At 34.6% G+C, this 26166-nt stretch carries 21 protein-coding genes, 2 tRNA genes and 3 rRNA genes; 12 read left to right on the forward strand and 14 right to left on the reverse strand.

Annotation, left to right across the window (positions count from 1 at the left end; all coding sequences use genetic code 11):
* Positions 1-120: 120 nt before the first annotated feature.
* From ACZ451_RS18850 to trxA, 8 genes are all read right to left on the reverse strand, one after another.
* Complete coding sequence (locus ACZ451_RS18850; protein WP_464216942.1) at positions 121-561, reverse strand: molybdenum cofactor biosynthesis protein MoaE; 441 nt, start codon at positions 559-561, stop codon at positions 121-123.
* A 30-nt stretch (positions 562-591) separates the two neighbouring features.
* A complete protein-coding gene (gene moeB / locus ACZ451_RS18855; protein WP_464214966.1) occupies positions 592-1674 on the reverse strand; it encodes a molybdopterin-synthase adenylyltransferase MoeB in 1083 nt (360 codons plus the stop codon).
* Positions 1675-1796: 122 nt separating this feature from the next.
* On the reverse strand, positions 1797-2030 hold the full coding sequence (locus tag ACZ451_RS18860; protein WP_464214967.1) for a MoaD/ThiS family protein: 234 nt from the start codon (positions 2028-2030) through the stop codon (positions 1797-1799).
* On the reverse strand, positions 2014-2598 hold the full coding sequence (mobA, locus tag ACZ451_RS18865; RefSeq protein WP_464214968.1) for a molybdenum cofactor guanylyltransferase: 585 nt from the start codon (positions 2596-2598) through the stop codon (positions 2014-2016). Before mobA ends, ACZ451_RS18860 begins: the two co-directional genes overlap by 17 nt.
* 1 nt (position 2599) lies before the next feature.
* A complete protein-coding gene (locus ACZ451_RS18870; RefSeq protein ID WP_464214969.1) occupies positions 2600-3343 on the reverse strand; it encodes a sulfite exporter TauE/SafE family protein in 744 nt (247 codons plus the stop codon).
* On the reverse strand, positions 3340-3681 hold the full coding sequence (locus ACZ451_RS18875) for a winged helix-turn-helix domain-containing protein (RefSeq protein ID WP_464214970.1): 342 nt from the start codon (positions 3679-3681) through the stop codon (positions 3340-3342). The genes ACZ451_RS18870 and ACZ451_RS18875 overlap by 4 nt, the downstream gene beginning before the upstream one ends.
* 10 nt (positions 3682-3691) lie before the next feature.
* Positions 3692-4870 (reverse strand): molybdopterin molybdotransferase MoeA, encoded by a 1179-nt coding sequence (locus ACZ451_RS18880; protein WP_464214971.1) that lies wholly within the window; start codon positions 4868-4870, stop codon positions 3692-3694.
* A gap of 110 nt (positions 4871-4980) precedes the next feature.
* The gene (gene trxA, locus ACZ451_RS18885) at positions 4981-5280 is read right to left on the reverse strand and encodes a thioredoxin (RefSeq protein WP_464214972.1); all 300 of its coding nucleotides are present in this window, start codon (positions 5278-5280) and stop codon (positions 4981-4983) included.
* A gap of 170 nt (positions 5281-5450) precedes the next feature.
* On the opposite strand from trxA, the gene ACZ451_RS18890 reads away from it, so the two are divergent.
* Positions 5451-8045 carry a zinc-dependent metalloprotease gene (locus tag ACZ451_RS18890; protein ID WP_464214973.1) on the forward strand — a complete coding sequence of 865 codons (2595 nt, stop codon included), beginning with the start codon at positions 5451-5453 and terminating at the stop codon, positions 8043-8045.
* A 1088-nt stretch (positions 8046-9133) separates the two neighbouring features.
* On the opposite strand, the gene ACZ451_RS18895 is transcribed toward ACZ451_RS18890, so the two are convergent.
* The 6 genes from ACZ451_RS18895 to ACZ451_RS18920 form a co-directional block, all read right to left on the reverse strand.
* The gene (locus ACZ451_RS18895; RefSeq protein WP_464214974.1) at positions 9134-9421 is read right to left on the reverse strand and encodes a hypothetical protein; all 288 of its coding nucleotides are present in this window, start codon (positions 9419-9421) and stop codon (positions 9134-9136) included.
* 172 nt (positions 9422-9593) lie between these two features.
* Positions 9594-9705, reverse strand: a 5S ribosomal RNA gene (gene rrf, locus ACZ451_RS18900).
* A gap of 329 nt (positions 9706-10034) precedes the next feature.
* Positions 10035-12869: ribosomal RNA gene (locus ACZ451_RS18905) — 23S ribosomal RNA — on the reverse strand.
* A gap of 228 nt (positions 12870-13097) precedes the next feature.
* Positions 13098-13171 (reverse strand) — tRNA-Ala (locus tag ACZ451_RS18910).
* Positions 13172-13357: 186 nt separating this feature from the next.
* Positions 13358-13431 (reverse strand) — tRNA-Ile (locus tag ACZ451_RS18915).
* A 211-nt stretch (positions 13432-13642) separates the two neighbouring features.
* Positions 13643-15162 (reverse strand): 16S ribosomal RNA (locus ACZ451_RS18920).
* Together the 16S, 23S and 5S rRNA genes with 2 tRNA genes alongside form the textbook arrangement of a ribosomal RNA operon.
* Before the next feature lie 510 nt (positions 15163-15672).
* Here ACZ451_RS18920 and thrS point away from each other — a divergent pair.
* The 11 genes from thrS to ACZ451_RS18975 all read left to right on the forward strand — a co-directional run bounded on the left by thrS (position 15673) and on the right by ACZ451_RS18975 (position 26135).
* On the forward strand, positions 15673-17613 hold the full coding sequence (gene thrS / locus ACZ451_RS18925; protein WP_464214975.1) for a threonine--tRNA ligase: 1941 nt from the start codon (positions 15673-15675) through the stop codon (positions 17611-17613).
* A 28-nt stretch (positions 17614-17641) separates the two neighbouring features.
* A complete protein-coding gene (gene infC / locus ACZ451_RS18930) occupies positions 17642-18199 on the forward strand; it encodes a translation initiation factor IF-3 (RefSeq protein WP_464216943.1) in 558 nt (185 codons plus the stop codon).
* 148 nt (positions 18200-18347) lie between these two features.
* Positions 18348-18545, forward strand: a complete 198-nt coding sequence (gene rpmI, locus ACZ451_RS18935; protein ID WP_110358095.1) for a 50S ribosomal protein L35 — start codon at positions 18348-18350, stop codon at positions 18543-18545.
* A 159-nt stretch (positions 18546-18704) separates the two neighbouring features.
* Complete coding sequence (rplT, locus tag ACZ451_RS18940) at positions 18705-19049, forward strand: 50S ribosomal protein L20 (protein WP_464214976.1); 345 nt, start codon at positions 18705-18707, stop codon at positions 19047-19049.
* Positions 19050-19134: 85 nt separating this feature from the next.
* Positions 19135-19548, forward strand: a complete 414-nt coding sequence (locus ACZ451_RS18945) for a DUF4870 domain-containing protein (RefSeq protein ID WP_464214977.1) — start codon at positions 19135-19137, stop codon at positions 19546-19548.
* 263 nt (positions 19549-19811) lie between these two features.
* Positions 19812-21011, forward strand: a complete 1200-nt coding sequence (locus ACZ451_RS18950) for a hypothetical protein (RefSeq protein WP_464214978.1) — start codon at positions 19812-19814, stop codon at positions 21009-21011.
* Between the two features lie 160 nt (positions 21012-21171).
* Entirely contained in the window at positions 21172-22455 is a 1284-nt protein-coding gene (locus tag ACZ451_RS18955; RefSeq protein WP_464214979.1) for a hypothetical protein, read from the forward strand.
* A gap of 494 nt (positions 22456-22949) precedes the next feature.
* Positions 22950-23756: a hypothetical protein gene (locus ACZ451_RS18960; RefSeq protein ID WP_464214980.1), complete on the forward strand. Its 807-nt coding sequence runs from the start codon at positions 22950-22952 to the stop codon at positions 23754-23756.
* A 212-nt stretch (positions 23757-23968) separates the two neighbouring features.
* Positions 23969-24406 carry a hypothetical protein gene (locus tag ACZ451_RS18965; RefSeq protein WP_464214981.1) on the forward strand — a complete coding sequence of 146 codons (438 nt, stop codon included), beginning with the start codon at positions 23969-23971 and terminating at the stop codon, positions 24404-24406.
* A 241-nt stretch (positions 24407-24647) separates the two neighbouring features.
* A complete protein-coding gene (locus ACZ451_RS18970) occupies positions 24648-25487 on the forward strand; it encodes a LytR/AlgR family response regulator transcription factor (protein WP_464214982.1) in 840 nt (279 codons plus the stop codon).
* Between the two features lie 132 nt (positions 25488-25619).
* Positions 25620-26135 (forward strand): DinB family protein, encoded by a 516-nt coding sequence (locus ACZ451_RS18975; RefSeq protein ID WP_464214983.1) that lies wholly within the window; start codon positions 25620-25622, stop codon positions 26133-26135.
* The last annotated feature ends 31 nt before the right edge of the window (positions 26136-26166 follow it).

Below are 26166 nucleotides of genomic sequence, written 5' to 3' on the forward strand. Positions count from 1 at the left end.
TTATATTTATTTGTTAATGTGTTGATTCGTTGATTTTTTTAATTATCTAAACAATTACACAGCTAGACAATTTAACATATACACAATTCCACGATTAAACACTCTACAAAGTTATAACTATCATGAGTTCACTTTCCATTGATGTGATGCATCTTCAAAAATTTCTTTTCCGTAAACAGGAACTTCTGCTTTAATGCGTTCCACAACATACTCCAAGGCTTTAAAAACTACTTTTCTTCTTGGAGATGATACAAAAACGAAAAGGCAAATCTCTCCCGAAGCAACACTTCCTAAACTATGATATATATGCATACAGGTTAAATCATATTTCTCAAAAGTAGCTTCACGTATTTCATGGAACATCTTATTTGCCATTTCTGTATGAGCCGTATAATCTATTGCTACTACCTTCTTCCCTTCTATTTCATCGGCACGCACTTGTCCTAAAAAAATATTATGCGCCCCTATATTTGTTTTAGACTGATGTTTCTCTATTGAGTTCCCAATAAATGCTGCACTTATAGCACCTTCTCTAAAAACATTTTTTATTTTTTTATCCATATTCTTTTTATTCATTTAACTCTGTTATCATTATTCATGTCCTTTTTCTATTAGCACTTCTGCTAAAAAAGGAGCACCTTCTTTTAAAGAATAACAATTTGTTATATGCTGTTCTTCTAATAATGCAACTGCTTTTTTACTTCTTATACCAGATTGACAAAAGATAATTTTTTGTTTTTTTAAATCGATTTTATCTAATTGATTTTTTAAACTGCTTAAAGGCAACTGAATGGTTTCTATACCGGTTACCTCTGGCATTTCTCCAAATTCTCTTACATCTATAAACTGCACTTGATTGACATCAAAAATCTCATCAAAAGAAATGGTATTCAATTCTGTTGTACAAGTAGCAGTCTGATGTACTATTTCAAATTGAGTTCCTCTATCTATCACTTTTTGAATTTCCTGAGCTACTCTAGCTATTTTTATGGTATTAGATTGATTGTTAAGCGTATTGAAATAATACATTTTTCCAGATAATACGTCTCCTAATTCTAAAATTATTTTTAGTACTTCATTAGCTTGCATACTTCCAATAATTCCGGGTAAAACCCCTAAAACCCCAATCTCTGCACAATTAGGTATTGCACCTTCTACTGGTGGTTTTGGAAATAAACAACGATAACTAGGTCCGTTTTTATAATTAAAAACGGATACTTGCCCCTCAAACTTATAAATAGCACCATAAACCACTGGTTTATTCGTAAGTATAGCTGCATCATTAATTAAATACCGTGTTCCAAAATTATCGGTTCCATCTACTATAATGTCATAGCCTTCAAAAAAACGCATTGCATTAGTGGCTTTCAGTTGCTCTTGGTATGCATTAATTTGTAATGTTGGGTTTAAATTCTCTAATCTGGTTTTTGCAGCTAGTACTTTACTTTTTCCTAGATCCGAAACTCCAAAAAGCACCTGACGTTGTAAGTTAGATTCTTCCACCACATCAAAATCTACAATTCCTATTGTACCTATACCCGCAGCAACCAAATATTGTAATACAGGGCAACCTAAACCACCTGCTCCAATAACTAATACTCTAGCACTGGAGAGTTTCTCTTGTCCTTTTATTCCAATTTCTGGAAGTGATATGTGTCTTAGATATCTGCTCAATTCTATGGTTTTGATTTCAATTTAATATGCTTTTCATTTTACACCCCTATAATCCCCTCAAGGGGATATTACATTTTATAACCTTATAAACTAGTGCAGCATAAACTCATAAACTCTTCACCCTATCCTCCTGAAAATGGTGGCAATAAAGCTATTTCTGCACCTGAAACCTCAGTTTCTAATGTTACAATTTCTTGATTTTGAGCCACTTGAAAATCTTTATCTTTTAAACTTGGATATTTTTCAAATAAACTTACTAATAAATCATTAATAGTTACTTTAGAAAAACTAAGCAATTCTTCTGTACAAGAAGTTACTTCTGTTAACATTCCAAAATATTTAATTTGGATATTCATTCTCTAATGCTTTTAATTGTTCTTGTGTATTTATATTTCTTGTGGCTTCCCATAAAGATTTTTCCAATTTTACTATTCTAGTGTTCATTTTTTCTACAAGCTTCATCATTCTTCTTTCTCCTTGCCTTAATAATGTATCGCAATGCGCTGCACAACTTTTTTTATAAAAGCCTATTAATGGCATTAGTTTTCCATTTGCTTCTACAATTACACCATCAAGGTTAGTTTCATATCCTCTTATTAGTTGTTCTAAAACTGCAGTACTCATCAAAGGCACATCACAACTGAGCACAAAATTATACTCCGTATTGCTATATGTTAATCCTGAATACAAACCTGCTAAAGGTCCTTGATTTTCTAACTTATCATCTATGCGTTTGTGTTTTAAAGCATCATAATTTTTATTATTACTAACAATAACGATACTACTTGTTATCGGTTTTAAAACATCTATACTATGTTGAACAAAAGGTTTATTTTCTAACTTCATAAAGCCTTTATCGCTTCCCATTCTACTACTCTTTCCACCTGCGAGAATAATGCCTGTTATATGTTCTTTAGCGATCATTCTAAATAAAAAATAATTTAACGGACGCCAAAATAAGTACACAAGCCAGTAAATAGCGTAATCTCATATTGCTCATTTTTTTGCTCCCATAATAACCACCTGCAAAACCTCCTATTAGGGCAACACCCACCATTACAAATGCTTCTGCTCTAAAACTTATTCCAGAGCTTATTTGTCCTAATAAACCAGCTGCTGAATTCACCCAAATAAATAATGCCGAAACTGCAGCAGCTTCTTTCATATTACCCCAGTGCAAAACTAAAATTACCGGACTTAGTATAATGCCACCACCAATACCTATTAAACCTGAAAAAAAACCTATTACAGCACCAATACCTATTCCTTGCACAATTTTTACTTCTTTTACTCTTTTGCTTTCTTTCCCAAAAACATTCAGCATTTTTAAAACTGCAAATACTAATAAAACCGCTAAAATTTTTTTATAAATAGTTGCATCTATGGTTACAATTCCGCCTACGAATGCCATTGGAATTGATCCGATAGCAAATGCTATGAATAGTTTCTTATTAAAATAGCCACTTTTATAAAAATGATAAAATGAGATGCCTGCAACAAATAAGTTTAATACTAAAGCAGTGGGTTTCATTGTTTCTGGTGCAAATGAAAATAAAGACATTAAAGCTAAGTAACCACTAGCTCCTCCATGGCCTACACCAGCATAAAGAAAAGAAACAATAGGTAGTATCATTAAAAACCACCAAAAGTAAGAGGTATCAAAACTCATAAATTTTTAATTTTCTCTTCTTGTTTTTCTAAAAACGCCCAACATTCGCTATTAATTTCTTCAAAAACAGCAATTAATTTTTTCCCGTAAGTTGTTACTTCTGTGCCGCCTCCTTTTACTCCTCCAACACTCATCATAACAACAGGTTCTTTAGCAGATTTATTTACAGCATCTATTAAAGTCCATGCTTTTTTGTATGACATTTTTAAAGACTTTGCTGCTTTAGATAAAGATCCTGTTTCTTGTATTTCTTTTAATAAGGACACCCTACCCTGCCCTAATAATACTTTATCACCAGATTCTATCCAAATTCTACTTTTTACATGATATGCTGTCATTTTTTTATTTTTAATTTGGCAAACAATAAACAGTTAATGTTGTTCTTTTATGTACTTCTGAAACTGTTTCTGGAACATAAACTAATGCATTAGCCAATGCATAGGTTTGTAACATTGCAGAACTCTGTCCTTCTAAAATTTCCACACCATCTTCACTTAATTTCCCTTTTAAAAACACAGGCCTGTCTCCTCTATTGATATAATGAGAAAGTGATTTACTTTGTAGTTGTAAAAGAGAATACTTTTCATAACCTGCTATTTTTCGTAAGCTTGGATATACATACATATAAAAGCATGTGAGCGTAGATGCTGGATTTCCTGGTAAAGCAAAGACAAATTTGTTTTTTTTCTTCCCAAAAAATAATGGCTTTCCTGGTTTCTGTTTTATTTTATAAAAAATCTCCTCAACTCCTATTTCTTTTAAAGCTTTACCCACAAAATCATAATCTCCAACAGAAATACCACCTGAAACCAATACAACATCATATTCTGTTATCAGTTTTTCTAAAGTGTCTTTTGTTTTGTTATAATCATCAATGACTTTATGAAGCGAAACGTTTTTGTAATCTTGTCGGTACAATTCACTTGCTAGCATTTTTGCATTGCTTTCGTAAATTTTACCATATTTTAAAGGAGTTCCTGCCTCTTCTAATTCGTTTCCAGTAGTAACAATTGCTATAGTTGGTTTTTGATATACAGGCACTTCCGCAATCCCTAAACTTGCCAAGTAGCCTATTGCAGCTGGTGTTAATACGGCACCTTCTCTTAAAGCTGCATCACCCTTTTTTACTTGTTCCCCAACAGGTCTAATATTCAGTTGTGGTTTTATTTCCATCTGTAGCGTAATGGTATCATCAGAAACCAGTACTTTTTCTTGCATTATAACCGCATCTGCCGTTTCAGGAACTGGTGCTCCTGTAAAAATACGAATAGCTTGTCCTTTTTCTAATTTAGGTTGATCAGCATCTCCTGCCTGTACTTCACCTATTAAACTGTAGGTATTAGCACCATTACTACAAATGGCATAGCCGTCCATAGCAGATTGTCTAAAGGGAGGCATATTTATAGCAGCGAATTGTGTTTCTGCTAAAACAGAATTCACAGCATCACTAAGTAAAACTCGCTTTACATTTTGCGTTTTTAGTACATTTCCTTTTATAAGATCTTGTGCTTGCGCTATGGTAATCATACTATTTAAAATTGCATGAGAATGCTTATCGTTATTCCCAAACAAATATAACGCTTTGATTACTTAATTTAAAAAAATGAGGATTATATTTTACTAAAAATAATAAGCAATTAGCTATAGGATTCAATAATTCTGGTAATATCATTTTTTTGAACCACACCCGATTGTCTCCATACTGGTTTTCCTTTTTTATATAAAATCATTGTTGGCACACTTCTTACTTGGTATTGTTGCGCTAATCGCTGGTTTTTATCAATATCAATCTTTACAATTTTTACAGCATCACCTAGCTCTTCTTTTACCTGTTTTAAGATGGGGGCTAAGGTTTTACATGGACCACACCATTCACCAAAAAAATCAACTAATACGGGAGTATCAGAATCTACTATTTTAGTTAAACTACTTTTCATATTTCTTTTTATCTTTTTTATTAGTAGCAAAATCAACTTAAATATTACAACTAATTCATAAAATAATACACATTTAAAATAGCCTTCACTAAAGCTTTTAGAACATAAAGATTTATAGTATATTTAGTGATCCCCCGCAAACTATTTTTTTAATTAAAATTACTCAAAAAATGAACAAGAAATCCATCATGCTAAAATCAATGCTTCTGGTTATTTGTGTCACACTTCTTAGTGCTACAAATGCTATGGCGCAAAACAGAAAAAAGAAAAAGAATAAAAAACAAAGCACAGAAATTCCAAAACCACCAAAATCAAAGAAAAAGAAAATAGCAGATTTTATAAAAAGTAGTGAAAAAATAGACGGTCTTTTTAATATCTATAGAGATACTGTTACTGGTTCTATTCAGTTGTTAATTCGTGAAGATCAACTCAATAAAGAATATATTTATTTTAGTCAGGTTTCTAATGGCGTAACAGATGCCTTTAGTTTTAGAGGGTCTTACCGAGGATCAAGAATTTTTAAGATTGAAAAATATTATAATAAAATTGAATTTACATACCAAAACAAAGCTTATTATTTTGATCCAGAAAGTGCGCTTTCTAAATCTAAAGATGCAAATGTTAGTGAAGCACCACTAGCTAGTTTTAAAATTGAAGCTACTGATACAGAAAAAGGCTTGTATTTAATAAAAGCTAGCGATTTATTCTTAAAAGAAACCTTATCACAAATAAAACCTCCTAGATTTCCTGGTAGTAAGCCAACCGATTTTTCTTTAGGGAATTTAGATAAAGGAAAAACCAAAATAAATGAAATTAGAAATTACCCAGAAAATACAGATATCTCTGTTTCATATGTGTATTCTAAGCCTTCTATATTAAACGGTGGGAGTAATGCGGTTACTGATGGTAGAAATGTAGCTATAACGGTATATCATAGTTTTATAGAACTGCCTAAAAATAATTATAAACCTCGATATGATGATCCTAGAGTAGGCTATTTTATGACCCAATCTAATGATATGACTTCACCTGATTTCACAAATTTTAGGGATAAGATACATCGTTGGGACCTAGTAAAAAAAGACCCTAATGCCAAAATATCTGAGCCAGTAGAACCCATAACTTGGTGGATTGAGAATTCTACTCCTGTAGAATTTAGAGAAACTATAAAGGAAGGAGTACTTAAATGGAATGAGGCTTTTGAAGAAGCTGGATTTAAAAATGCTATGGTAGTAAAAGTACAACCAGATGATGCAGATTGGGATGCCGGAGATATTAGATACAACGTATTACGATGGACTTCTTCTCCTAACCCACCTTTTGGAGGTTATGGTCCTAGCTTTGTAAATCCAAATACTGGTCAGATTTTAGGAGCAGATATCATGTTAGAATTTATTTATCATACCAATAGAGTTTTTATAGAAAAGTTATTTGATGATATTACTGCCGAAGGAAAAGAAAACCATTTTGGATGGGAGAATAACAAACATCAAATTACATGTTCTTATGGACATATGATGCAATTTAATACGCAATTTGGACAAACTGCTTTAGCGTTAGAGGGGAATAGTGATTTGAAAATGGAAGGGTTAAAAAAAGAAGCTATGCGCAGACTGATTATGCATGAAGTTGGACATACTTTGGGATTAAATCACAATATGAAGGCTAGCCGATTACACAGTCCTGAACAATTAAATGATCCAGATTTTATAAAAGGAAAAACCTTAACGGCTTCAGTAATGGATTATCCAGCCATTCATATTGCTAATGATCCTAAAAACCAAGTATACTATTATGACACAAGAACTGGCCCATACGATGTTTGGGCAATTCAATTTGGGTATCAACCCTTTTCTAATGAAGCCGAAATGAAAGCTTTATTAGCGAAGTCTACGCAATCTGATTTAATTTTCGGTAATGATGCAGATGATATGCGTGCGCCTGGGAAGGCTATAGATCCAAGAGTAAATACTGGTGATTTGTCTAATGATCAAATTACCTACTCTATAGATCGTATAAAATTAGTGAATAAAATGTTGGGGAAATTAAAAAGCAGATATCCTAAAGAAGGGGAATTTTATAATGATCTTATAAGATCTTTTTATGTTCTAATGGGGCAATATGCGCAATCTGGTAATGTAATGTCTCGTTTTATTGGAGGTGTTTATGTAGATAGGGCTATGGCGGGACAAAAAGGAGCTACGCAGCCTTATACTCCTGTAAGTTACAAAGATCAGAAAAGAGCAATGACTGCAATAAACACCTATATATTTGGTGAAAATGCTTTTAAAATCTCAAATGATTTGTATAACTATCTGGCACCGCAACGAAGAGGTTTTAATTTCTTTTCTAGATCAGAAGATCCTAAAATACATGCTACCGTTTTACGTTTTCAAAAAAATGTATTAAATCATATTTTACATCCTAATACATTACAACGTATTTCTGATTCTGAGTTATATGGCAATGCTTATGATTTAGCAGAATTTATGACAGCACTCAACAAAGGAATATTTACTTCTGATATTTATGGTTCTGTAAATTCTTTTAGACAAAATTTACAAGTAGAATATACTAAAATGCTAATTGAAATATTAACAGGCAAATCTAAAAACAGATACAATAATGCTACAAAATCAATGGCGTTTTATAATTTAAAGGCTATTTCTAGAATGGTTTCTAATACTAATGGTAATGTATCCTCTAAAGCACACAAAGGACATTTAAAAACTTTGATAAATAACACGTTAGCTGAAGTAAAATAAACTAACAAATACTGATTAAAACAAGATCCCGCTGAAAAAGCGGGATTAGTTCAACTAACAATTTTGAATACGTCATAAATAAAGACTTCTCAAAATTAAGTTTCACTAATAAAATCCCTGTAGCTACCCACACTAGCTATCAGGGATTTTTTGGCAGCAATCAACATTAAATATTTTAATGGTCTAATCAAATTATGATTATATCATAGATGCCTTATATATCGTGTTTCATTATAGCAAAGTTTCTCAGCTATAGTTTTATACTAATTTGTTCAAATACCATAATACGCACAATTGCTAATCGTATTGAATACAACTTAATTCTTATTTTCATAAAAATATATGATGAACAAAACAGCTCTTGAATGCTATTTAAGATGATCATAGTTATCACTACTACTCAAAAAATTTAGAGCATTAAATTCGATTGTAATATCAACATATTGCAGCAATAGGAAAGTATATATTCAATAACAAAGAATACACACTATCAAGAAAAAAGCTAAATACCTCGTAGAAAACTAAGTATTAATTTTCGTTTAAATTGCGGATATTTTTTTCGCTAAAAGAAAAGTTGTGTGATTTTGGTATTAAGTAGTTACCAAAATTGGTTTTTTTGTTACTTTGTAGGTAAAAGTAATTATTCATAGATTTGGGTTTTAGTTTTATCTTAATTAAGATGGTATTTTGTAACTATATTCAAAGTAAAATACATCCTAATATGCAACAAAGATATAGTATTTAAATATACGCTCCAACCGTAAAGTAAGTCTTTACTTACACTTAAATTTATACAAAAATCAAATTTTACTTATTAAATTCAAAAAAATAAATATGTAACTATTTAATTTTCAATACCTTACATACTTAACAAAGTCTAGGTTTTTAAAATAGTATTAAAATCATAAATTCGATGTATCACACTTTTTAAAGCAAATTATTTTTTTAAAGGATGTAACTCATCGATGATTTAAAATTTATTTTTTCAATTTTTACATTAAAAAAGGAGTTATTAGTAAAATATTTTAATTGGTATTGATCAATTAAAAAGAATGATAAAAGCATATCCATTTGTTTTAAAAATCAATTCAATCTGATTTATCATTTGTGCTTATTCTTTTTTTTAAGTATTCAATATTAAATAAAATCCAAAAAAAAATAATTACAAAAACAATCAGAATTTTATTAATATATAATTTACCATTCAAAAAATATCCAACAATCAAAATTAATATTGGGAGCATTACTGATGCAATTAAAAGTCCGTAATAAACTTTAAAAACTGATTTTAGATCATTTTCTGATAAGTTTTTATATAATCTTTCTAACATAATTCTAATTTTTAGGCTTAATATCGTTTTAGCTAATAATTTCATTTTTTTGTGGCTATATAACTCTATTCTAAACTCATATTATAGTAACTAAATTAAAAAAATTAATTACTATATATAAAGTTTTAGTTGTACTGAAGATTCAGAATATTGATTTCAAAGAAAGATAGATATAAACAAAAAAGTCCTTCATCGTTATGATGAAGGACTTTTATAAAAAAGGCAACGACCTACTCTCCCACTTGGTATAGCAGTACCATCGGCGCTGATGGGCTTAACTTCCCTGTTCGGAATGGTAAGGGGTGAACCCCATCGCCATGGTCACCTTAAACTTTCTCCCCTCGATCCTCCCAAAGGGAAAAGATCATAAGGGCAATATTGTAATAACTTCTAACTAGCATCACTTTTTTTTAGTGTGTGTAACTTATATGGTTACTGAGCGTAGCCGAAGTGAACATATTAAAGGGATAAAGGTGGTCTAAGACCACTGTTTAGAATTTAAACTCGCTTACTTAAAAAGTAGCCGAAGTCGGTTACTTAAGCGTAGCCGAAGTAATGAATGTAGATTAAAGAAAAGTAAGTTTAACTTGTATTAGATACTGAAAATTAATTCAGCATAAAAAAGGTGTCCACTGCTACCTCTTTTCGAAGTAGCAGCGAGTGCAAGCCTATGAGCTATTAGTACCACTCGGCTACATGTATTACTACACTTCTACCTATGGCCTATCAACGTGGTCATCTCCCACGGCTCTTTAAAGAAATCTCATCTTGTGGCTGGTTTCGCGCTTATATGCTTTCAGCGCTTATCCAATCCCGACATAGCTACCCAGCAATGCTCCTGGCGGAACAACTGGTGCACCAGCGGTCAGTCCAACTCGGTCCTCTCGTACTAGAGTCAGATCCACGCAAATTTCTAACGCCCGCAGTAGATAGAGACCGAACTGTCTCACGACGTTCTGAACCCAGCTCGCGTGCCACTTTAATGGGCGAACAGCCCAACCCTTGGGACCTTCTCCAGCCCCAGGATGTGACGAGCCGACATCGAGGTGCCAAACCCCCCCGTCGATATGAGCTCTTGGGGGAGATCAGCCTGTTATCCCCGGCGTACCTTTTATCCTTTGAGCGATGGCCCTTCCATACGGAACCACCGGATCACTATGCTCTTGTTTCCAACCTGTTCGGCCTGTATGCCTCTCAGTCAAGCACCCTTGTGCCATTGCACTCTACGCACGGTTACCAAGCGTGCTGAGGGTACCTTTAGAAGCCTCCGTTACTCTTTTGGAGGCGACCACCCCAGTCAAACTACCCACCACGCACTGTTCTCTCACAAGAGAGTTAGGCCTCAGACAAGTAAAGGCTGGTATTTCAACAATGACTCCACAACACCTAGCGATGCCACTTCATAGTCTCCCAGCTATCCTACACATTACTTGACCAAGGTCAATACGAAGCTATAGTAAAGGTGCACGGGGTCTTTTCGTCCCACTGCGGGTAACCGGCATCTTCACCGATACTACAATTTCACCGAGCTCATGGCCGAGACAGTGTCCAGATCGTTGCACCATTCGTGCAGGTCGGAACTTACCCGACAAGGAATTTCGCTACCTTAGGACCGTTATAGTTACGGCCGCCGTTTACTGGGGCTTCAATTCAATGCCTCGCCGAAGCTAACATCTCCTCTTAACCTTCCAGCACCGGGCAGGTGTCAGGCCCTATACGTCATCTCTCGATTTTGCAGAGCCCTGTGTTTTTGATAAACAGTCGCCTGGACCTCTTCACTGCGGCCCACCTAAAAGGTGGGCGACCCTTCTCCCGAAGTTACGGGTCTATTTTGCCTAGTTCCTTAGCCATGAATCTCTCGAGCGCCTTAGAATACTCATCCCAACCACCTGTGTCGGTTTACGGTACGGGCTGCTTCACTTGTTTTTCTCGGTAGATCTTACGCTAGATTATCACCTTGACCGAAGTCGCAGTGTACTATCGGGGTGTCACCACTCCCTTCAACGTACTATTCCGTCTGTACGCACTAACTCCAGATCCACGTCACTTTTAATGTGAGCAGGTAGCAGAATATTAACTGCTTGTCCATCCACTACCCCTTTCGGGTTCGCGTTAGGTCCCGACTGACCCCCAGCTGATTAGCATAGCTGGGGAAACCTTGGTCTTTCGGCGTGCGGGTTTCTCGCCCGCATTATCGTTACTTATGCCTACATTTTCGTTTCTATACGTTCCAGCATGTCTTACAACACACCTTCAACACCTATAGAATGCTCCCCTACCCCTCTGTACCGTGTACAGAAGCCATAGCTTCGGTGGTATACTTATGCCCGATTATTATCCATGCGGAATCGCTCGACCAGTGAGCTGTTACGCACTCTTTAAATGAATGGCTGCTTCCAAGCCAACATCCTGGCTGTCTATGCAATTCCACCGCGTTATATCAACTTAGCATACACTTGGGGACCTTAGCTGATGGTCCGGGTTCTTTCCCTCTCGGACATGGACCTTAGCACCCATGCCCTCACTGCATACAATCATTTTATAGCATTCGGAGTTTGTCAGGAATTGGTAGGCGGTGAAGCCCCCGCATCCAATCAGTAGCTCTACCTCTATAAAACTATGTATACGCTGCACCTAAATGCATTTCGGGGAGTACGAGCTATTTCCGAGTTTGATTGGCCTTTCACCCCTACCCACAGGTCATCCCAAGACTTTTCAACGTCAACGGGTTCGGTCCTCCACTTTGGGTTAACAAAGCTTCAACCTGCCCATGGGTAGATCACACGGTTTCGCGTCTACTACTACTAACTAAAACGCCCTATTCAGACTCGCTTTCGCTACGGCTCCAATTCTTAAAATCTTAACCTTGCTAGTAAAAGTAACTCGTAGGCTCATTATGCAAAAGGCACGCCGTCACACATAAATGCGCTCCGACCGCTTGTAAGCGTATGGTTTCAGGATCTTTTTCACTCCCTTATTCAGGGTTCTTTTCACCTTTCCCTCACGGTACTGGTTCACTATCGGTCTCTCAGGAGTATTTAGCCTTACCGGATGGTCCCGGCAAATTCATACAAGGTTTCACGTGCCCCGCACTACTCAGGATACCACTATCAATAACGCTCTTTACTTATACGGGACTATCACCCTCTGTGGTCACTCTTTCCAAAGTGTTCTAATTCATTGCGCATTAAATAGCGTGGTCCTACAACCCCAATTATGCCGAAACATAATTGGTTTGGGCTAATCCGCGTTCGCTCGCCACTACTAACGGAATCACTATTGTTTTCTCCTCCTCCGGCTACTTAGATGTTTCAGTTCACCGGGTTTGCTTGCCTTGCGGCATAACTGGCCTTCAACCAGCTGGGTTGCCCCATTCGGATATCTACGGATCATAAGTTGTGTGCACCTCACCGTAGCTTTTCGCAGCTTATCACGTCCTTCTTCGCCTCTGAGAGCCTAGGCATTCCCCATACGCCCTTTCCTAGCTTGTCACTAGTCCTTTTTTAATTCTAATCTTTGTACTTATCGTACTTCTCTTTACTCTAATTCGTTTCTCTTTAATTCTGTTATATATAGATATCCTGTAGATCCTATATATAACCTTTATCCCAATATGTCAATGAACTTTTTATCCTGAATTCAGTTCAGGATCTCTTTATAAAAGCACCAATGTAAAATTGACGCAAACTTTAAAGAGGTACTGAAACGAGTTCAGCACTCGTGGAGAATATCGGAGTCGAACCGATGACCTCCTGCGTGCAAGGCAGGCGCTCTAGCCAGCTGAGCTAATCCCCCATGTTTTAGTTATGAGTTATTAGTTATGAGTTTTTAGTTGATGCCCGGGTTAATTAAAACTTAACACTCAACACTTAAAACTAAGTCTCTCAACTTCTAAAATTTCCTTTCAATTTATACTAATGAACGTATTTCTAAAACTTAATTATTATTAAATATATCTAATAATAAATCAGCCTTAGGCTGTAGTCTCAGGCAGACTCGAACTGCCGACCTCTACATTATCAGTGTAGCGCTCTAACCAGCTGAGCTATGAGACTCTCACTTTTTTGTTACTATTGCTTCACTTTTAAAAAACTAACAATACTAACTTCCAATATTTATAATGAACATATCAAAAAAGACAACTAGACATTTAATAAAAAATCTTATCAAAATTTAGAACAAGTATAATAAAGCTATGAGTTAAGCTAAAAATTCTATAGATAATAATTACTCATTATCTGCATAACTGGTCGTGAACTTCTCTAGAAAGGAGGTGTTCCAGCCGCACCTTCCGGTACGGCTACCTTGTTACGACTTAGCCCTAGTTACCGATCTTGCCCTAGGCCGCTCCTTACGGTGACGGACTTCAGGCACTCCCGGCTTCCATGGCTTGACGGGCGGTGTGTACAAGGCCCGGGAACGTATTCACCGGATCATGGCTGATATCCGATTACTAGCGATTCCAGCTTCACGGAGTCGAGTTGCAGACTCCGATCCGAACTGTGACCGGTTTTGTAGATTCGCTCCTTATCACTAAGTGGCTGCTCTCTGTACCGGCCATTGTAGCACGTGTGTGGCCCAGGACGTAAGGGCCGTGATGATTTGACGTCATCCCCACCTTCCTCACGGTTTGCACCGGCAGTCCCGTTAGAGTCCCCATCTTTACATGCTGGCAACTAACGGCAGGGGTTGCGCTCGTTATAGGACTTAACCTGACACCTCACGGCACGAGCTGACGACAACCATGCAGCACCTTGTAATATGTCCGAAGAAAACTCTATCTCTAAAGCTGTCATACTACATTTAAGCCCTGGTAAGGTTCCTCGCGTATCATCGAATTAAACCACATGCTCCACCGCTTGTGCGGGCCCCCGTCAATTCCTTTGAGTTTCATTCTTGCGAACGTACTCCCCAGGTGGGATACTTATCACTTTCGCTTGGCCGCGCAGTCCGAAAACCACACAGCTAGTATCCATCGTTTACGGCGTGGACTACCAGGGTATCTAATCCTGTTCGCTACCCACGCTTTCGTCCATCAGCGTCAATATATTGTTAGTGATCTGCCTTCGCAATCGGTATTCTAAGTAATATCTATGCATTTCACCGCTACACTACTTATTCTAACCACTTCACAATAATTCAAGACCGCCAGTATCAAAGGCAATTTTACAGTTGAGCTGCAAACTTTCACCTCTGACTTAACAGCCCGCCTACGGACCCTTTAAACCCAATAATTCCGGATAACGCTCGGACCCTCCGTATTACCGCGGCTGCTGGCACGGAGTTAGCCGGTCCTTATTCTTACAGTACCGTCATCAGTGCTCACGAGCACCTTATTCTTCCTGTATAAAAGCAGTTTACAACCCATAGGGCAGTCTTCCTGCACGCGGCATGGCTGGATCAGGCTCTCGCCCATTGTCCAATATTCCTCACTGCTGCCTCCCGTAGGAGTCTGGTCCGTGTCTCAGTACCAGTGTGGGGGATCTCCCTCTCAGGACCCCTACCCATCATCGTCTTGGTAAGCCGTTACCTTACCAACTAACTAATGGGACGCATACTCATCTTATACCGTAACCTTTAATTATATAATCATGCGACTTTATAATACCATGAGGTGTTAATCTTCGTTTCCAAAGGCTATCCCTCAGTATAAGGTAGATTGTATACGCGTTGCGCACCCGTGCGCCGGTCGTCATCAAGTGCAAGCACTCATGTTACCCCTCGACTTGCATGTGTTAGGCCTGCCGCTAGCGTTCATCCTGAGCCAGGATCAAACTCTTCATCGTTGTTTTGTAAATATTATATACTCACTAACCAATAACTCAAATTATCATCCTAACTCAGTAACTATATTAAAACTTGTTCTAAATCCTAATATCTCTTTATCTTATATCTTATATGTGGCCATTATTTGATTCCTAAAAAACCAAACAACAACTATCATACGCGTTGTCTTTTCTATATGTCAATGAACTTTTTAATACCCCTAACCAAACTATTGTTTAACTAAGCGGGTGCAAATATACATACCTTTTTTATCCCAACAAGAATTTTTTAAGCTTTTTTTAAAGGTTTTTTGAAAGACTATTTAACATTCTAATTCACAGTGTTTTAAGCAGGTGATTTTTTTATATTTTTTTAGCTTAGGGATAGCAATGGCATCCCCAGACGGTAGTCTGGGATATAATGGATAGCCCGCCCTCTTCTTGTTAAAGAAAGAGGAAGCCCCAAAAATGAGGTATTACTATTGCCTGCATCACGACAAGACACTATCTTTGCCTCCTTTATATATAGATATGATTAAAATTACTTTACCAGACGGTAGTATTAAGGAACATGAAAAAGGCAGCTCTGTTTTAGATGTTGCTAAAGGAATTAGCGAAGGTTTGGCTAGAAATGTTATTTCTGCAAAATTTAATGACACTATTGTAGAAACGGTTACGCCTTTACATGAAGATGGATCTCTTATTCTTTATACTTGGAATGATACTGAAGGTAAGAAAGCTTTTTGGCATTCTTCTTCTCATATTGTTGCACAAGCTTTGGAGGAGTTATACCCTGGTGTTAAATTAACTATAGGTCCTGCTATTGATAATGGATTTTATTATGATATTGATTTAGGCGACCGCTCTATTTCTGATAAGGATTTCCCTACTATAGAGAAAAAAGCGATTGAGATTGCCAGAGGTAAGCATGAATTTAAAATGCGTGCCATTTCTAAAGATGAAGCTTTAACGATATATAAGGAACAAAATAATGAATATAAGGTAGAGCTTATTGAAAACCTTGAAGATGGCACTATTACTTTTTGCGATCATGATAGTTTTACTGATTTGTGCCGTGGCGGACATATTCCTAATACTGGTATTGTTAAGGCTATAAAAATATTAAGTGTTGCTGGTGCTTATTGGCGTGGTGATGAAAACAAACCTCAGTTAACTCGTGTTTATGGCATTTCTTTTCCGAAACAAAAAGAGCTAACAGAATATCTTGAGTTGCTTGAACAGGCAAAACAAAGAGATCATAGAAAATTAGGGAAAGAATTAGAGTTGTTTACTTTTTCGCAAAAAGTGGGGCAAGGTTTGCCTTTGTGGTTACCAAAAGGTGCTGCTTTACGCGAACGTTTGGAAAACTTTTTGAAAAAAGCACAGAAAAAAGCTGGTTATGAAATGGTAGCGACGCCGCATATTGGACAGAAAGAATTATATGTTACTTCTGGACATTATGCAAAATATGGTGAGGATAGCTTTCAGCCCATAAAAACACCTAAAATGGATGAGGAGTTTTTATTAAAACCAATGAACTGCCCGCACCACTGCGAAATATACAATGCTAAACCTTTTAGCTATAAAGATTTACCAAAACGTTTTGCTGAGTTTGGTACGGTGTACCGTTATGAGCAAAGTGGTGAATTACATGGTTTAACTAGGGTTAGAGGTTTTACACAAGATGATGCTCATATTTTTTGTACTCCAGATCAGTTAGATCAGGAATTTAAAAATGTTATTGATCTTTCTTTATATGTTTTAGGTTCTTTAGGCTTTGATAATTTTACGGCTCAAGTTTCTGTTCGGGATTTAGACAAACCTGAAAAATATATTGGCAGCGTTGAAAATTGGGAAAAAGCTGAAAATGCAATTATAAATGCTGCTAAGGAAAAAGGCTTAAATTATGTTATAGAAAGTGGTGAAGCTGCTTTTTATGGGCCTAAACTAGACTTTATGGTTAAGGATGCATTGGGAAGACAATGGCAATTGGGAACCATACAGGTAGACTACAATTTACCAGAGCGTTTTGAACTTACGTATAAAGGTAGTGATAATGAATTGCATAGGCCGGTAATGATACACCGTGCTCCCTTTGGTAGTATGGAACGTTTTATTGCTTTATTGCTTGAACATACTGGTGGTAATTTCCCTTTATGGCTAACTCCAGAACAAGCTATTATACTGCCTGTGAGCGAGAAACACGAAAAATATGCTGAAAAAGTTTTAAATTCATTAGAAAAACACGAAATTCGCGCCCTCGTTGATAAGAGAAGTGAGACTATAGGAAAGAAAATACGTGAAGCAGAAATGAATAAATTACCATTTATGTTGATCGTTGGAGAGAATGAAGAATCTGAAAATACTATTGCTGTGAGAAGACATGGCGGTGAGGATTTAGGATCAATTTCGCTAAATGATTTTGCAGACTTGGTCACTAAAGAAATAAATAGTACCTTAAAGTCGTTTTAAAATTAAGTTTAATTAAAATATATAAGTCATAGCAATACGTAAAAGATTTAGACCACAACCTAGGAGGGAAAATAAAAACCCTCACAAAATCAACGAGCAAATACTTTCTCCTAAAGTTAGGTTGGTAGGAGATAATGTAGAGGTAGGTGTTTACCCTATACGGGAAGCACTGGATAAATCTAACGAACTAGAATTAGATTTGGTAGAAATTTCTCCAAAAGCTGATCCACCAGTTTGTAAGATTACTGATTATAAGAAGTTCTTATACGAACAAAAGAAGCGCGAGAAGGTTATGAAAGCCAAAGCGACTAAAGTTGTTGTTAAAGAAATTCGTTTTGGTCCTCAGACCGATGATCATGATTATGAATTTAAAAAGAAGCATGCTGAAAAGTTCTTAAGAGATGGAGCTAAATTAAAAGCCTATGTTTTCTTTAAAGGTCGTTCTATAGTTTATAAAGATCAAGGTGAAATTTTGTTGCTTCGTTTGGCATCAGAATTGGAAGATTTAGGGAAAGTAGAACAAATGCCAAGATTAGAAGGAAAAAGAATGACGATGTTCATTGCCCCTAAAACGGCTAAAAAATAAAATAGAAAGGTTTATTTTTTAAAGTAATTTAGAAGACAAACCTTGATGCTGATCATTATTCAGCATAGATAGCATACTGAAAGCCTGCTTGTAATTTTTATAAGCAGGTTTCAGCATAAATAAGCGAGATAATTAAAAAATAGGAAAAATGCCTAAACAGAAGACAAAATCCAGTGCTAAAAAGCGTTTTAAGCTTACAGGTTCTGGTAAAATTAAAAGAAAGCACGCTTTTAAGAGTCATATTTTGACGAAAAAATCTAAAAAGCGTAAGCTTGCGTTAACACACTCAGGTCTTGTACATGAGTCTGATGTTAACAGTATTAAAGAACAATTGCGTTTAAAGTAATTATTCTTAAGGTCATTAAATTAATTTATTAACACCATGGAGTTGGGCCAAAAAGAGTTTTAAGTTATGAGTTATAAATTTTAAGTAGAAATACTATTTAAAATTTAATACTAAACACTCAACACTTTAAACCGCCTACTACAAAAACAATTTAAAAGTATGCCAAGATCAGTAAATTCAGTAGCTTCTAGAGCCAGAAGAAAAAAGGTGATGAAGCAAGCCAAAGGTTACTTTGGAAGACGTAAAAACGTTTGGACAGTAGCAAAAAATGCGGTTGAAAAAGCAATGTTATATGCTTATAGAGATCGTAGAAATAAGAAAAGAAATTTCCGTGCTTTATGGATCACCCGTATTAATGCAGGTGCTCGATTAGAAGGAATGTCTTATTCTCAGTTTATGGGGAAAGTAAAAGCTAATAACATAGAGCTTAACCGTAAGGTTTTAGCGGATTTAGCTATGAACCACCCAGAAGCTTTTAAAGCTATCGTTAACAAAGTAAAATAGTATTAATAATTCATCTCGTTTTATATAAAAATCCCGATTCAAAAGAATCGGGATTTTTTGTTTTTAATTCCTAACTTTAATTGATATGGAAACAAATCTTACACCAAACAATACCACCCCTATTTTAAGAGAAGATAATTCTACACTTTCTTTAATGCACTATTCGCAATTGCTAAATTTCTTAGGGCCTATTGGTTTAATTGTTCCCATTATTTTATGGTCTGGTAAAAAACATGAGATAAAAGGAATGGATGCGCATGGTAAACACGTTGTAAATTATCAAATAAGTTTGCTTATTTATAGTCTAATTCTTGCTTTTCTTTTCTTTGTATCTTTTATCCTCACTTTTATATTTATTGGCTTTATCCTTCTTTTTGTACTCATTCTAGTAGCCATTCCATTGGCATTACTTAGTATTATTGCTCCAATCTTAGGAGGTAGTACTGCAGCTAAAGGTGAGTTATATAAATACCCTTTAACGATTAATTTTATAAAGTAAAGCTTATTATATTTCTATCTTTAAATTAGTCATACAACTCATAAAAAACAAAATAAAAGCTACGATATACTACTTCCTATACGTAAACCCGTTGTGCATTTAGAACGTTTTTATAATAAAACTTACAAAAATCATGATAACCTCCTATTTTAAAATTATCGATATTCGTATATAAAAGTAAGTATAACTGCTATAAAATAGTTGTTTATTCCTAATTATTTGGTTAAGTTAGCTTATCACTATGTTGGCGGTAATTTAAGAAAATGACATATATAGCAATAATAATAACTGCCGTAATTGGTATAATCGGACTTCTTTATAATACTGAAGATGATAGCAAGTCTTCAAAGCCATTGAATAAAAAGCTAACTAAGGTTGGTAAGCTATTACTTGTGCTATTAATAGTCTCTTTCGGAATATCTCTATATTCTAGTTATGATGAAAAAGTAAAATCAGAAGAAAATGCTAGAAAAGAAGCCGAAAAATATAAAAATCAAATTGAGGCGTTGAACGAAATTAGTTCTATTCAAAACACAAATTTTGAGATTCAGAAAGAAAATTTTAAAAAACAACTTGAACTGACAAAAACAGAATCTGAAATTCTTAAGCTACGAGCAGAAAATGCTTTATTAAAATTAGAAGAAGTTAAAAATCGCACATCAAATATCGAAACTGTCGTAACTAATTCTGTTGACAGAGTAGATGCCTTTGAAATAAACCTAACATATGAACTGGATTTAAAAGAAGACAAGTTTAAAGATACATTGTCAGTTTTAATAGACGACTTATTTGATTTTTATGCAGTAGCTTATGAAGATGAAAATAATGAACCGTATTTCGGAATAAATAAATCTTGTGATGAAAATATAACATATTTTATAGAAGAGCGACTTAATGATATCAGACGTGTCCAGGCACCTAAGTTATTTATTCTAAAAAATAATACTGACCCAATTGACTTGTATGAACATGTTTTTCAGAATCTTAAATCAGGTATTATTTCAGCATATGTAGATGAGTCTAAATTAAATGATGATGTCATTGTTTACAGACTGCCAAGACCTCGGTCAAGTAAATTTCCAATTCCTGAAATATTGCAAGAAGATGAGTTTTGGTTTATTCCAGATAAACGTGCTGAAGATATAAAAGTTGAATGGTTTTGGAAATTTAGACTTTCCTCAAAACCTGACAAAAAACTAAGGTTATTAAATGATTACGTTAATTCCAAATATGTAGCATTTATTCCATTTTTAAATCCAAATTTGGAATCTTCCCCATCACTTGGTTATTATGATAAAGCATTAGGGGATTTTAAAGCTATAAGTATATTGGTAGGAGGTCTAAACTTGAAATGGTCAAAAAAAAATTCTACTCGTTCGAACATAATTAGAATCGAGCAACCTACTCGACCTGGAAAACCAAAAAAGAAAATCGAAGTAGGGTATTTAGTTGAATTAAAATAACTACCGCCAACAATGTATAAAATAATAGCGGTTCAATCGCTAAAATGAAAGTAATAATATATAGAAAAGGTCTGTGTTAAACCAAAAAGTTAGCGCTTGTAAATCCGCTACTATTCTTATACGTTACCGTTAGGGCAAATTTGAAAACAAAAAACAACAAATGAAAGTTAAGGAAGAAGACAAACACTCTGATAAGATAACAATAAATAATATTTACGAACAATTCATCAGAAATATAGAAAGTGTTGAGGCTTTTTTTGAAACATTTGAATTAAAAGCTCTAGAAGAAGATTTATCAATTTTAAAGTCTAGAAAGTCACATCTAGAAAATGCTATTTTAAAAACATTTGGAGAAGAAGGACTTAAGGAATTTCTAAAAGAGATTGAAAAAGAAGAAACGGAAGTAGTAGAAAAGAAAGAAGAAGAAAGTAAAGCTAATGAAGTGCCCGTTGAGAAATTAGAAGATTTCTTATATCAAGTTACGAGAACACCAAAACTTCAAGATAAAAACTTCGAAATATTATCAAATGGAGCTTTTCTAATATTAAACAATCATTTTGAATATCTATTTGCAGATTTATTAACCTTTCATTTTACAACAAATAAAGAGGTTTTAGAAGAAAGAAACATTTCTTTTTCTCTTAATGAATTAAAAAATTACTCAACAGTTGAGGAAGCTTATAATGATATCTTGTTCAGAGAAGTAGAAAAAATACTATTAGATTTATCTTTTGAAGAAATTAAAAATTATTTTAAAAAATTAGATGTAAGTCTTTCTGAAAAACTAATTGACTGGGAACTAATAAATGAAATCAGAGAAAGAAGACATTTAATAGTTCATAATAATTCAATTGTAAATAAAAAATATCTTTCAAGAACAGGAAATCCTTTCAAAGTTGAGATTGATAATCAATTAGAAGTTAAAGCAGATTATCTCAAAAGTTCTATTGCAGAAATAAAATTAGCTGGAATTGTTTTGATTATGAACTGTTGGGGTAAATGGAGCAAAGATAATGTTACTGAAGCTATTAAAGAACTGATGGATTTAACATTTGAACTTTTATTAACTAATAAGAATGAACTTGTTTTAAAAATATGTGAATACATAGATAAAAATATCAAACCAAGAAATGATGACGAAGAATCATATATTTTAAGAGCAAAAATTAATAATTGTATTGCCTTAAAAAGACTAGAAAAAAATGAAATTTTAACAAATAAACTCAAAGGTATTAGAACAGGATCAATGTCGCCTATTTTTAAAATAGCAAAGCATTTATTGAAAAATGAACACAAAGAAACAATTCCATTAATTAAACAAGCAATTATTGTTGACAAACTAATGAAGGTTAATTTTATAGAATGGCCTTTATTTGAAGATATTCGTAGAGATAAAAAATTTCAAGAATTGATTGAAAAAGAATTTAAAGAAAATCAAACTTAAGAGGTGTATAGTGAATAGCAACCTGCGGGATGCTACTACACCATACACAAACCGTTAGTGATCATGCCTTCAGCCGCAGTGTTCCATAAAATCCATGAAGTAGGCTCTTCATTCATAACATAAAGAACATTACTAAGAAAAAAGAACTTCATGTAGGCTGCTTTACAAACAGTTTACACAACACTAATTTTAAGCGTATATCTTAAAAATACCGTAAACCTATAAACGCTAATTTTATTCCCACACCGCTCAAATGAGCACCAACGGTCAAGGTGTGAAACGCTTTACCAAACAAGCTGACAATCCGCAAAATTCTCGCTGTCCAAAAACAACAGCGCACAACATAAATATAAATCCAAAAGCACTATGTAGTGCGCGCTATTCCAAAAAATAGCATACTTTTATAAAACAATAAATTAAACAAAATAAAGCTTAGCAGGAAGGAACGCCCTACTCGCTTTATACCTTGACCGTTGGTGCTCAATTTGACAAAAATGAAGATAATCCAATTTATTCTTTTAGTAATCTTATTTTTCTCTTGTCAACAGAGAAAGAAGGAGAATGTGGAATCGGTTGTCAAAACGAAAAAAATAGTTGAACTAAAAAAAACTGGAACAGAAACAGGAAAGAAGAAGACTGTTGAATTAGAAAAAAGAGAAATAGGGTTTGACACAATTAATATTTTCCCAAAAGACACAATTATTAATTCTTGGAATTTGACTTTCAAACAAATAAGCCAATTTGTCTTTAAAACTCAAATCACGGAACAAGTAGTTACATCATTTGAACAAAATAACACTAGCAAATTTTTGATTAGAAAAGACTCTTGCTACTATTTGACTTTAAATTCAAAAGAAAAAGATACACTTTGTGACTTTGACGATGGAGAATATCACGAAAAATATTCCTTGAAAGGTTTTTCACAAAAAACGAATACATTAATTTTTGACTGGAAAAATTGGGAAGAGGCGCATTCTATTCTGATAAATCTAAATGAAAACAAGCACTGGATTTTATGTCCAGAATATGAGATTTCGCCCGAACAAAACTGGTTAGCAACGTATTCTAACTACATCGACCATCCAATATATGAAGAGAACGAACTATTCCTATACGAACTTACTGAGAATTCTGTAAACGAAATATGTCGTTTTCCAAATGAAAACTATGGCGTTTTTGCAGTTAGATGGACTGATGAAAATACAATATTAATTGAATTAAAAAAGGTTGATTATGAAAGTTTCAAAGCAACAGAATCGTACTTTTTTGAATTAACAAAAACGCCTTACCAAACAAGCTGACAATCTGCAAAATTCTTGCTATCCAAAGACAACAGCACACAACAAAATATAAAACAAATAAGGCATTCCAAAAGCGCTATGTAGTGCGTGTTATTCCAAAAAATTAGCATACTTTTATAGAACAAGAAATACCTAAAGGTAAAGCATACCAGAGAGGAACGCCCTACTCACTTTATACCTTGATCGTTACCCACAATTAGACAAAACGTAGAATGAAAAGAAAATTGTCAATACTATTTCTGATTTTATTACTTCAAAGTTGCAATAAAACAGAATTCAAAAACGGAGGGAATTTCAAAGCGGAGAATAATGATTTGTTTTATGAACTTTATATAAATTCTAAAATGGACTCAATACAAATCTTTGTCCTGAATGAATGGCCAATATCTGATTCTGAAGTAACTCTTGAGGAAAGCAAAAACCGTAAAATGTCAGTTAATGGAACGATTAACATAAAAGACAATGAAATTTTAATAACAGAACTGGAAACTAATTTTCTACCATCAAAAAGACCTAAACTTAAAAGTTTTAAAATCCTAAACGGAAAAATATACGTTGATTGTGAAAACTTGACGGAATACGTTTGGGGGAGAACTAACTTAGGTAATTGCGAAACGGAAAGAATTGAATTTAGTCGAATGGAAAAATAAATGTGGGTAACACCATATATGTGATCATAGCAGCTAGGTAATAAATCGAATGGTTGTTGTATTTTTGATAAGGCGCAATGCTTGCAGAAAGGAAAAGTTAGCAACCTATGCGCAAGAAAAATCGAAAAGCAAGCTAACAATTTGCCCTCCTACGACACATATATTAACTGTTGGCAACAAGCGAAAAAACAATCTCAAATAAAATACAAATTAAAAACAGACTAATATATTGTAGTTCCTTATGAAGTGGCTCAACTCACCATATCCTTTATTGCAAAACGCTAGACACAAGTGGTTATTTGCTTTATTATCAGGCCTTTTTGTTTTTACATTTTTGATTGTTTTTGAACCTTTTGGCGCAGCACAGTCCATAGCTTATAAATATATTTTCTTGACGGGTTTTGGAGTTTCAGTTTTTCTTGGTGTGGCTACCACCTATTTTATTCTTCCTAAACTATTTCGGGATTTTTTTTGCCCAGAAAAATGGACCATAGGAAAGGAAATTCTATTACAATCTTGTTGTATCCTGATAATAAGCGCTTTTAATTCCCTGCACAATTACAATTGGTGGCCCGATATTGTTTTACATCAAACCTTTTTTAATTTTCTTAAAATCACTATTTCAATAGGGATTTTCCCTATCATAGGTTTAATCTTTTTTAAAGAGCGTACACTTTCAAAACGCAATATCGAGAGAGCACAATTACTTTCTAAACAATTACCGCCTGCAGTGGTAGAAGAGGCCATTACAGTTCAAATACAAGAAGAAAGTGTAAAGGCATCGCCTATTGTATTGTCATTATCAGAGTTTGTATACGCACAATCAGAAGGGAATTATGTTACGGTATTTTATCTATACGATAGTGCGCTTTCGCGAAAGCTAATTAGACTTTCTTTAAAACAGCTTGAAATACAATTAGAAAATCTTTCTCCAATAAAACGTTGTCATCGCTCTTACCTTATCAATACCCAACATATAATAGCTATTGATGGCAATGCGAGATCACTTACCATACAACTAGATAAAGTTGCTACAAGCATTCCTGTTTCTAGATCTTTTTCAAAAGCTGACTTTAAATAGGGTTCCCATTCATCACAAAAGAAGCACACCCATCCCATTTTTATGTAACGTACTGATTTCAAGGCTATTTTTGGGCTAAATAATTTTAAAAATAGACTTATGAAAAATCGTATTCACATCATCTTCATCTTTATGGCAGGGATCCTTTTATTAAGTAGCGCCGCAAGTTTAGCGTCAGGCAAAAGGAATTCTGATCTCAAATTAAAACTTAATGAGGTAGCATCCTATATTCCTGTAAGGGATACCATAAACCTTAAAGTATCGGAAGCTGCTGTTGCGTGGCATATGGATCACATTTATTTAATGGTAAATCAATTACACAAAGCGCTCAAGTATTCTGATGAAAGTAATTACAAAGCGGAATCCAATATGAAACGCGACTATGTCTTTACTTCTAATACGCTGCCTAGAGGAAAAGTTACTGCGCCAGATTCCGTAAGACCAAAAGGAAATATAACTATCCATACATTACAAATGCATTATGATGAGGCGCTTGCTACAGTCGAAAAGTTGCCAACGCTTGCAGAAAAGAAGCACTTTAATCATCCTATTCTTGGGACTATGAATAGAGACGAGACCATTAAATTTCTTGCTATTCATACAGAACATCACCTTAAGATTATACGCGATATATTGAAGAAAAAATAGTTTTCTAGACAATTACTCATTGAACTAGGTA

Source organism: Allocellulophaga tsushimaensis, from assembly GCF_055383085.1.